The following is an 11,198-nucleotide window of genomic DNA, read 5'->3' on the forward strand; positions in this document are numbered from 1 at the left end:
AGGTACGAGTTTCTACAGCCTGCATCGGCTTTTCGGAAAGCTGATGCGCGGTAGATTTGCTGGAACATCCTTAAACAACGCGCGTCCCTAAGGCGTGTAAAGACGCTCAAAATCCTTGAAACTAAGCCGGTATCCTGACGACCACCTCAGCCTTGTCGCCGGCTTTCGGTTCGAAAGACGACGCCTTGGTCTTTTTACCATCCACCTCAAGCCAGATGGTTTTGACCTTGGCGTCACGGACAATGCGAACCCTGAGTTCGGCCCCCAGCACCTTGAGCGTCGCCGCATAGCCGTCCCAATGGCTGGGGAGTTTCGGCTTGAACTGGATGCGCTGTCCCCTGCGCTCGATGCCGAGAATGCCTTCGACCGCCGCGCGATAAAGCCAGCCGGCCGATCCGGTATACCAGGTCCAGCCGCCGCGGCCGCCCTTGCCTTGTCCGGCGTAGACGTCGGCCGCAACGACATAAGGCTCGACGCGGTAGTGCTCGGCAGCCGCCTCATCGAGCGCATGATTGACCGGATTGAGCATCGAGAAACAGCGGTATGCGTCGTCGGTGCGCCCCATTTCGGCGAGCGCAATGACGAACCATGTCGCTGCGTGGGTGTACTGGCCGCCGTTTTCACGAACACCCGGCGGGTAGCTCTTGATGTAGCCCGGGTTCTGTTCCGTCTTGGAGAAGGGCGGGGTGAAAAGCTTGACGATCTTGAGCTCGTCGTCGACGAGCATTTTCATCGCCTGCTGCATCGCTGTCGTCGACCGGGCCGGATCGCCCTCCCCTGACAGCACGCTCCACGACTGGGCAATCGAGTCGATCTTGCACTCCTGCGAAGCACGCGACCCCAGCGGCGTGCCGTCGTCGAAGCTGCCGCGACGGTACCATTCACCATCCCAGGCCGTGCTTTCCAACGCCCGCTTCAGCACGTCGGCGTGTTTGGTCCAGGCTTGCGCGCGTTTGGCGTCGCCTTCCGCCTTGGCGATAGGTGCAAAGTCGCCCAGTGTCTTCAGCAGGAACCATCCCAGCCAGACGCTCTCGCCCTTGCCGTGCTCGCCGACACGGTTCATGCCGTCGTTCCAGTCGCCACCAAGGATCAGCGGCAGCCCGGCGGGGCTGCTGCGCTCGATGGCAAGGTCGAGTGCGCGCGCGCAGTGATCGTAGAGTGAAGCGGTCTTCTTCGATATCTCCGGGGTGAAGAAGGCGTCGTGCTCGCCTTCCTCCAGCGGCGGCCCGTCGATAAAGGGCAGTTGTTCCCTGAGGATCGCGGTGTCGCCGGTCACCAGCAAGTAGCGTGCCGTGGCGTGGGCGAGCCAGACCACGTCGTCGGAAATCATGGTGCGGACACCTGCGTCGGTGCGCGGCAGCCACCAGTGCTGCACGTCGCCTTCGGGGAATTGCCGCCGCGCCGCGTTGAGTATCTGGTCGCGCGCCAGTTTCGGATCATGGACCAGCAGGGCCAGCGTGTCCTGCAACTGATCGCGGAAGCCAAAGGCGCCGCTCGCCTGGTAAAAGGCGGAGCGGGCGCGGATGCGGCACGCGAGGCTCTGATAGGGCAGCCAGTGATTGACCAGGGCGTCGAGCGCCTTGTCCGGCGTCTCGACCTGGATCGTGTCGAGAAACCCGCGCCACGTGCGCTCGTTGTCGGCCAGCCGCTGATCGAAATCCTTGCTGCGATGCTGCTGCACCAGGGCGCTGGCTTCCTCGGCAGAGGCTGCATCGCCGAGCAGCCAGAGCAGCGTCACGTCGCCGCCGGCAGGGATGTCGATGTCGCGAGCGATTGCAGCACAAGGATCGTCGCCGGCCTCAACGCGGCCCGACAGGCTGGCGCCGCTGAGCACGGCATGCGGAAGTTCGCTGGTGCCGTGCCGGCCGATGAACTCGCCGCGGTCGGCCGTCACCGAATCCGCCGCGCTATCGGCAGCCAGGAAGGCGACCCGCTCGCTGAAGTCGAGCCCATAGGGATTTTGCGCCAGCAATGCACCCGTCGCGGCATCCCTGGACGGAACGATGGTCGCCGCGGTGCGCGAACGGTGGCTACCAAGAACCCACTCCGCATAGGCATAGACGCGCAGGCGCGCCGGCACCGAACCCGAGTTCTGGATACGCAATCGGGAGATTTTCACCGGATCGACAGGATCCACCACATGGGTAAGATCCATCGATAGCGGCCCGCGCTTCGAACGGAAGGTCGAGAAACCCTGCCCGTGCCATGTTTCATAGGTCATGGCTGGATCGCGCACCACGGCGGCCAGCGGCGAGAAGGCGCGGCCGCTGGCGTGATCGTAGATATAAATGCCCTCGCCGGGCCGGTTGGTGACCGGGTCGTTCGCCCACGGCGTCAGTTGATAGTCACGGCTGTTTCGGCTCCAGGTGAAGGCAGCGCCTTCAGCCGAAACGTGGAAACCGAACGACGCATTGGAGACGACGTTGATCCAGGGTTGCGGCGTCGTGCGCCGCCCGGCAAGACGCACGACATAGTGGCGTCCATCGCCGTCGAAGCCGCCAAAACCGTTCCACTGGTTGAGCCCGCTGCCGTCGGCACTGGCTTCGATCGAGGCTTGGGCAACCCACGCCTGTGGCTCCGGCGGAGACGGTTCACGAAGCGCTGGTGCAGCCGCCGGCTGCAAGGCGTCTCGCGCTTGCAGCGCCGCGGCCTCGGCGCGCTCGATCTGATCGAAGATGGTGCCGTTGCGCGTGTGCAGGACGACGCGGGCAACGGCGAGCAGCGTCTTGTAGGTCGTCTCGTCCATCAGGTCGCGGCGGACCGCGAAGATGTGCTGGCGGGGTCCGAGCTCCTTGCCGCGCAGGCGGCTGTTCTCGCACAGTGTCTCGACCGCCCGTTGCAGGTCCTGCACGTAGGATGAAGCCTGCTCGTTGACGACGACGAAGTCGATCATCATGCCGCGGGCGCGCATATATTCCTGGAAGCGGAGCGCCTGGGCGACGATTTCAAGGTCGGCGACGTCGCCGATCCTGACCAGGAAAATCGGAAAGTCGCCGGATATGCTGGTCGGCCACAGGCCCGACTGCTTACCGAGCCCGGAAGCGATCGATTCGGCCGGGAGGCGCAGGAACGGATCAGGATAGATCAGGTAGCGCGCCAGATTCTGCACATTGGCGGCATCGGCAAGGCTGAGGCCGAGATGACGGGTCTGCACCTGCGAGCGGGTCCAGGCGAGCATCGCCTGGCGAGCGAAGGCTTCCGGATGATCAAGCCGCGCAATGGCTTCTTCCAGCTCGGCGCGGTTGGCCCCGACAGCCGTCCAGAAGGTCAGCGATATCTTCTTGTTGGCCGGCACGCGCACCCGCCGGCGCAGTGCGGCGACCGGATCCAGCGTGAAGCCGGAATGGCCGCCGAGCTTGGCGCCGGGATTGAAGGCGGCGGCGTCGGCAATGGTGCGGCCGCGGCCGATGAAGGCACGCCGGTCGGTTTCGGCCTCGGCATCGCGCGTCGAGCCAGACGGGTCGGTGACGAAATGCACCAGGGTGATATCGGGCTCATCCGTTTCCCGCTTGCGTCTTGTGGCGAAGATCGCCGCATTATTCGCAGCGATTTCGGTTTCCACGAACATTTTCGAGAAGGCCGGATGCGCATTGTCGGACGCCTCGGAACCCAGCACCAGTTCGGCAAAGGAGGTTACCTCGATATGCCGGTCGACCGGGCCGTCATTATAGAGCGTCACCCGTCGGCCTTCGCCGTTTCCTTCGGAGATGACTATGCATTCGACTTCCGAACGCAGTGATCCTACCGATTTGACGAAGCTCGCCTTGTCATCGGAAAATAGCGTTTGCACCTGTTCGTCGGTGGCACGCTTCGGCTCTGATGTGGCCGACCACCAGTCGCCGGTGCCGGCGTCGCGCAGGAAGATATAGGAGCCAAGCCGATCCTCGGTCGGATCCGGCTGCCAGCGCGTGACGGCAAGCTCGCCCCAGCGGCTATAGCCGGAGCCGGTCGCAGTGACCATGACCGAGTAGCGGCCATTGGACATGACACTGGTCGAACGCAGCGCCTTGAGCGGGTTAAGCACGATGCGCGTATCCGGGCTCTCGATTTCCGTTTCGTCCTTCGACCGTTCGTCGGCCTCGGTCCTGACGGTAGCGGTCGGGATGTCGCGCGGCGCCCTTTCCTGCAGCAGCAATTCGGCCGATTCGATCACCGGATCGCTATGGAAGCGGTCGCGCAGGCGCCCTTCGAAGATGGCGTCGGCGACGGCGGCGATCGACATGCCGGAATGGTGGGCCATGTAGTTCAGCACGACGACATGGTCGGTGCCCTCCGGCACCCGCTGCGGGGTGAAATCGACCGCATCGTAGAAGCCGTGCCGGCCAAGGGCGCCGATCTGCCTCAGCCTGGCCAGGTTCTGCACCGATTCACGCGGGGTGAACTGCGCCGCCAGCACGGTCGCATAAGGCGCAATCACCGTGTTCTGGCCAAGGCCTCGCTTCAGGCCGAGCCCGGGCACGCCGAAATTGGTGTACTGGTAAGTCAGTTCGCGGTCGCGGGCATTATAGGCCGCTTCCGAAATCCCCCAGGGCACGTTCTTCGAGCGGCCGTACTGGATCTGGCGCTTGATGATGAGCTTGCTGGTCTGGTTGAGGATCGAGCCTTGCGGCTCCTTCATCACCAGCGGCGGCATCAGGTACTCGAACATCGAGCCGGACCAGGACATCAGCGCGCCCTTGAATCCGATCTCGACGATCGGCCGGCCGAGGTGGAACCAGTGCTCCGTCGGCAGATCGCCCTTGGCGATGGCGAACAGGCTGGTCAGCCGCGCCTCGGAAGCCAAGAGGTCGTAGCAGCTTTCGTCGAGCTGATGCTCCTCGACCCGGTAGCCGATCGACAGCAGCTTGCGCTCCTGCCGCATAAGGAAGGAAAAATCCATCTCGAAGGCGAAGCGGCGCGAGCGCTCGCGTAACGAAAGAAGCTTGGCCCGCAACGCTTCGACGGCATTGTCGTCGCTATGCGCATCATGGACATGCGCCTCGCAGGTGGCCTCCAGTCTCGCCGCCCAGTCGGCGATGATGTCGCTCTGTGTCGATGCGGCCTCGGTATGGATGGCGATGGCGAGTTTGCGAATCTCGCCTGCCAGAACGGCGAGATTGATGGTTCGGATCGACGCCATCTCGGGCTGTGCCTTGATCGATTCGACCGCTCGCCGCATGCCGTCAAGGCGATCAGCGAGCCGCTGGCGCAACGGCCGCAACTGGCGGCGGTCGTCAGGCAGTTCCGCCAGGCTTTCGTCGAGGATCGTCACCGTATCGAGGATACCTTCGAAGTCGCCTTGAAGGTGGACTGCAGGCGCTTCCGCCCATTCGGCGCAGGCTGCCGCCACCGCCACCAGATGGCCGGCGAGATTGCCGCTGTCGACGGCGGAAATGTAGAGCGGATAGAGCGGCTTCAGCGTCGTCGTGTCGTACCAGTTGAAGAGATGGCCCCGCTCGCGCGGCATGCTCTCGATGGTCGACATCGTGGCGTCGATGCGGGTGGCGGCGTCGGACAGGCTTATCCAGCCGAAATCGCGCGCCGAAACCACGGACAGGAGATAGACGCCGATATTGGTCGGCGAGGTGCGGGGCGCCACGACAGGCGCCGGACTTTCCTGGAAATTGTCGGGCGGCAGATTGTGGTGCTCGGCCGTCACGAAGGTCTCGAAATAATGCCATGTGCGCCGGGCGACCGTTCGCAAGGCATGAATGTCGGCCGCCGATATGCGCAAACGGTCCTCGGTTTCGGCCGAGCGGCTGATCCAGAAGGCGAAGGCCGGCGAGCCGATCCAGAACAGCGCGAAGAAGAAAGCGACGAAAGCTCCGGTGGAATCGGCCAGAACCGGGATTGCAAGACCGACTACACCGACAATCACCGCGCCATACATCATGCCGTAATAGGAGCCGAGATCGTTATCGCCGTTCTTGTGCGCCTGCGAGGCAGTGCGCCATTCGAGCAGGTTCTGCCGGCTGACGAACAGGCGGTAGAGCGTGCGGATGATAGCGTCGCCCATCATCCAGGCAAGATGCGCCATCAGCACGATCTTCAGAGCCACCAGGGCGGTGCCGAAGACAACGTCGCGCCCCAGTGCCGAGAAATGGCCGCGCGGCGTCTGGTCGCCGCTTTTCGGCAAGATGGCGTGAACGATGTCGAACGTCGGCGCCATGAACAGTGTGAGGATCAGCAGCGCCTGCCATTGCGCCGCCTGCGTGAAAGGCAGCAGCGTCCAGCCAGCGATCGCCGCCATCACCCAGAAGATCGGCGTCAGCGAGCGGCGCAGATTGTCGACCATCTTCCAGCGCGACAGCGCCGGCACGCCGGAGCGCGGATCGAGAAGGAAGCCCAGAAGCTGCCAGTCGCCGCGTGCCCAGCGATGATGGCGCGACGCGTCGACCGAATAGCGGGTCGGGTAGTCCTCGACCAATTCGACGTCCGTGACCAGCGCCGCGCGTGCCAAGGCGCCTTCGAGCAGATCGTGGCTAAGGATCGTGTTTTCTTCGATGCGGCCCTTCAGCGCCGCTTCGAAGGCGTCGACATGATAGAGGCCCTTGCCGGTGAAGGAGCCGTCGCCGAAGACGTCCTGGTAAATATCCGAGACGGCAAAGACGTAAGGGTCGAGGCCGCGATTGGCGGAAAAGACCCGCTGGAAGAAGGATGCGTCGTCGCCGCTGGTCAGTGAGGCGGTGATGCGCGGCTGCAGGATGGTGTAGCCGGCGGTGACGACGCGCTTTGCCGTATCGAAATGCGGGCGGTTGAGCGGATGACAAAGTTTGCCGGCCAAACTGGCGACGGCATCGCGCGTGGTGCGCGTATCGGCGTCCAGCGTCATCACATGGACGACGTTTTCCGGCAATGGCACGTCCAGCGGCAAAAAGGTGGTGTCGCTGTCGCCACGCAGCAGAAGGTTCAGTTCGTGCAGCTTGCCGCGCTTGCGTTCCCAGCCCATCCAGGCGCCTTGGGATTCATTGTAGAGCCGCCGGCGATGCAGGACATAGAAACGCGGCGCGCCTTCGCTGGGATAGCGGGCGTTCAGCCGCGCGATCTCGTCGCGAGCATATTGGAGGATCTCAATATCCGCCGCGTCGATTTCGGTTTTCGAGTCCGGCCAGTCCGAAAGCAGGGCGAAATGGATTTCGTCCGCCGTGTTGGCCAAGTGGTGCACTTCGATATTGCGGATGTTTTCCTCGACGTCGTCGCGCGAGCCGATCAGCGACGGCACAACCACCAGCGTGCGGGCCTCTGGCGGCATGCCGCGTCTGTAGTCGTAGCCGACGAGGCGCGTCGGCTTCAGGAACAACGACACGACGGTGTTGAAGAAGGCAAGCGCGCCTTCGCTGGCCGGCACGGCAAATAGCGCCAACATCAAGACGATCGACGGCACGGACAGGCCGAGATTGGCAAGGGCATTGCCGGAGAGGACCAGAAGCAGGACCGTCAGCGCGAACACCGGCACGACAATGCCTAGCCATCCGGTCTTGCGGAACGCCCGCTTGGTCGCGACGCTGACGGTCGGCCGATAACCGATCGCCTTTTCCAGTTCCAGCCGGCGCGGGCCGACCAGGAAGAACCCGACGTCGGTGTGAGCGGTCGGACCGGCATCGGCGGTATCGGCAACAGCGGCATGGCCGGCGAGTTCGATAGCCTTTTCGGCGACGCGGAATTCGGAACGATCGGAGCGGCGCGCCAATTCCTCGATCGCAGTCCGGTACTGGTCGCGCGAGAAGAAATCGAGCGCGGCGAAATCGGTGCGCTCGCGCAGCAAGGTGTCGATGCGGCTGACGCCTTCGAACCAGACGGTCCAGTCGATATCGTTGATGAGTCTGAGGCCGCGGATGATGTTGCCGGTGGTTACATTGCCTCCGGACAGCGTGCGGTGCTCGCTAATGATGATTTCCTCGGCATCGGAGCCGGACTTTTCAAGCTCGCCCTCCAGCCATTCCAGCGCCCTGCCGGCATTCTGCGATCCGTCGCGCAGGCGGTAGAGCAATTGGGTGGCAAAAGTGGTGTCCTGTGCATGGGGGACATAGTGCGACAGGATCGCCTGACGGTCGGCGCTGTCGTCGATCGCCAGCACGCGGTCGGCAACCTCGTTGGCAATCTGGCGCATCTGCCGGGTGCGATTGACCCGGACCGCGATCCGGCGAAGGTTTTCGATCAGAACGAAGCGCAGCAGCGACGGCAGCGCCCAAAGCTCGCCGATCTTCAGTGGCTCGACGGATTGAAAGCCTTCGACGATCGCCTTGAACATGGTGGCGGAGACGGAACTGTCCGAATGCGCGACATAGGTCCAGGCCAGCGCAAGCGCGCGCGGCACGCTGGCGCCGTCGGACAGCTTCAGGGTCGGCAACTGCCGATAGAAACGGCGCGGCAGGTCGCGCTTGACCTGGAAGATGGTTTCCTCGACCAAATAGTTGTTGTCGAGCAGCCATTGCGCCGCCGGCGTGATCGTCTCGCCCTTCGCCTGCGCGGCATTGGTCGAGCGATAGACTTCCAGGATCTTGGCGGCGCTGTCGCGGATGCGTGGCTGGAAATCGAAAGGCTCCAGGCCGAACAGATCCTTGACGTCCCCCTTGGCGAGACTTGTGCCCAGCGTGCGCAGGCGCTCTTCCGGCAGGAAATTGGAGCGTATCGGCTCTTCCGTGATGGTCGGGAAGCTCGCGCTCGTCTTTTCCATTTGGGTAGGGCTTGTCTGTATATTCATTGAAAATTCCGCATGGGGGGACGCATAGCGGCGTCACCGCCACGGCAATGTCCCTAAAACCGATTCAAATGCAATTGGTTGCATCGAAACACGGGCCGAAAGTTTGTTTTCGCACCACAACTTTCAGACGATCACCCCCTCGTTCCCGTCGGGACTCGATCGACGGAAGGATTCGGGCTTTTTCGTGATGTGGGCTTGAGCTTACGGCATATTTCGCCGGTGCTGCGATCATGTTTCGAAACAGGCGTTAATCGTTTGCAGCAACCCGTTCGATCCTGATCACGAACAGCGTTGCCTTTCGGGCAGGCTCCAGGCGCCATTTCACCGCGTCCGGCCCGAGCAATAATGTGTCGCGCGGCCCGATGCGGACAGATGCCGCGCCGGCCACTGTGATCTCGCCGTCAAAACACAGGATGAGGGTCGCGTCGGCCACTGAATGGACGTCGATCGGAGCTGAGATCACGACGCGCTCGACAGCGTGGGCCATCCGTCCACGCCGCGTCATGACGTTGAGATCGGTGATCGGACCGGCGATCAGCGCCGCTTGCGTCGGCACGTCGGCCGGAAAGGAAAGCGGGGCGGAAGCCCTGGTCATCGCAGCAGCCGGGCGGCCGGCGATATCGAGGATAATCCCCTCGCCTTCCAGCACGGCCAAGGTTCGGTCCACTCCGGAAAACCCGGAGAACGGCCCGCCACTTTCGACGCGCGCCATGGAGACGCGCCAGTCGAAATGGTCGAGCGCGGCACCCGCGGGCGAGACGGCGATCTCCGTCGTCATCCCGCCGCCGTTCTTCCACGGCATAGACCGGTATTCGGCTGCCCGGAGGATATGCAAGGCGCGGCTCAGCCGAGAATGCCCGGCAGGTTGAGCTGGTGCTCTCTGGCGCAGTCGATGGCGACATCGTAACCGGCATCGGCGTGGCGCATGACGCCGGTCGCCGGATCGTTCCACAGCACCCGCTCCAGGCGTTTGGCCGCTTTTGATGTGCCGTCCGCGACGATGACCATGCCGGCATGTTGCGAGAAGCCCATGCCGACGCCGCCGCCATGATGCAGCGAGACCCAGGTTGCGCCGGAGGCGGTGTTGAGCAGCGCATTAAGCAGCGGCCAGTCGGAGACGGCGTCCGAGCCATCCTTCATCGATTCCGTCTCGCGGTTCGGCGAAGCGACAGAGCCGGAATCGAGATGATCGCGGCCGATGACCACCGGCGCCTTGAGCTCGCCCTTAGCCACCATCTCATTGAAGGCGAGGCCGAGCCGGTGGCGGTCGCCGAGACCGACCCAGCAGATGCGCGCCGGCAGACCCTGGAAGGCGATGCGTTCGCGCGCCATGTCGAGCCAGTTGTGCAGGTGGGTGTTGCCGGGCGTCAGTTCGCGCACCTTGGCGTCGGTCTTGTAGATGTCCTCGGGGTCGCCGGAGAGGGCTGCCCAACGAAACGGGCCGATGCCGCGGCAAAACAGCGGTCGGATATAGGCCGGCACGAAACCCGGAAAGGCAAAGGCGTTCTCGAACCCTTCCTCCTTCGCTACCTGGCGGATATTGTTGCCGTAGTCGAGCGTCGGAACGCCGGCGTTCCAGAACGCCACCATGGCCTCGACATGTTCGCGCATCGATGCCCGCGCCGCCTTCTCGACCGCCTTCGGGTCGCTGGTGCGCTTCTCCAGCCATTCGGCGAGCGACCAGCCCTTGGGCAGATAGCCGTTGAGCGGATCATGCGCCGACGTCTGGTCGGTGACCATGTCGGGGCGCACGCCGCGCCGCACCAGTTCCGGGACGATGTCGGCGGTGTTGCCGACCAGGCCGACCGATTTCGCCTCGCCGGCCCTGGTCCAGCGCTCGATCTTTTCCAGCGCCTCGTCGAGCGTGTCGGCGCGCTCGTCGACATAGCGGGTGCGCAGCCGGAAATCGATGCGGTCGGGATCGCACTCGATCGCCAGACAGCAGGCACCAGCCATGACCGCGGCCAGCGGTTGGGCGCCGCCCATGCCGCCGAGGCCGCCGGTCAGGATCCATTTGCCTCTGAGATTGCCACCATAATGCTGGCGGCCGGCCTCGACGAAGGTCTCGTAGGTGCCCTGCACGATGCCTTGCGTGCCGATGTAGATCCACGAGCCGGCCGTCATCTGGCCGTACATCATCAGGCCCTTCTTATCGAGCTCGTTGAATTTCTCCCATGTCGCCCAGTGCGGCACCAGGTTGGAATTGGCGATCAGCACGCGCGGCGCATCGGTGTGCGTGCGAAACACGCCGACCGGCTTGCCGGACTGCACCAACAGCGTCTCGTCATCTCCAAGCGTCTTCAGCGAGGCGACGATGCGATCAAAGTCGTTCCAGGTGCGTGCCGCTCGACCGATGCCGCCATAGACGACCAGCTCATTTGGGTTTTCGGCGACATCGGGATCGAGGTTGTTCATCAGCATGCGCAACGGCGCTTCCGTCAGCCATGAGCGGGCGTTGAGCTCGCTGCCGCGCGGGCTGCGGACTTCGCGGATGTTGTGGCGAGGATCGGTCATG

Annotated in this window: 3 protein-coding genes; all 3 read right to left on the reverse strand. The window is 63.7% G+C overall.

What is annotated here, in order from left to right; translation table 11 throughout:
- Positions 1 to 121: 121 nt before the first annotated feature.
- Positions 122 to 8,683: a GH36-type glycosyl hydrolase domain-containing protein gene (locus ABID19_RS26270; protein ID WP_354493826.1), complete on the reverse strand. Its 8,562-nt coding sequence runs from the start codon at positions 8,681 to 8,683 to the stop codon at positions 122 to 124.
- A 247-nt stretch (positions 8,684 to 8,930) separates the two neighbouring features.
- Positions 8,931 to 9,518 carry a HutD/Ves family protein gene (locus ABID19_RS26275; RefSeq protein ID WP_354493827.1) on the reverse strand — a complete coding sequence of 196 codons (588 nt, stop codon included), beginning with the start codon at positions 9,516 to 9,518 and terminating at the stop codon, positions 8,931 to 8,933.
- Positions 9,519 to 9,526: 8 nt separating this feature from the next.
- On the reverse strand, positions 9,527 to 11,197 hold the full coding sequence (hutU, locus tag ABID19_RS26280; RefSeq protein WP_354493828.1) for a urocanate hydratase: 1,671 nt from the start codon (positions 11,195 to 11,197) through the stop codon (positions 9,527 to 9,529).
- Position 11,198: the final 1 nt, after the last annotated feature.

It is taken from the genome of Mesorhizobium robiniae, from assembly GCF_040545535.1.
In the GTDB taxonomy this organism is placed as follows: domain Bacteria; phylum Pseudomonadota; class Alphaproteobacteria; order Rhizobiales; family Rhizobiaceae; genus Mesorhizobium; species Mesorhizobium robiniae.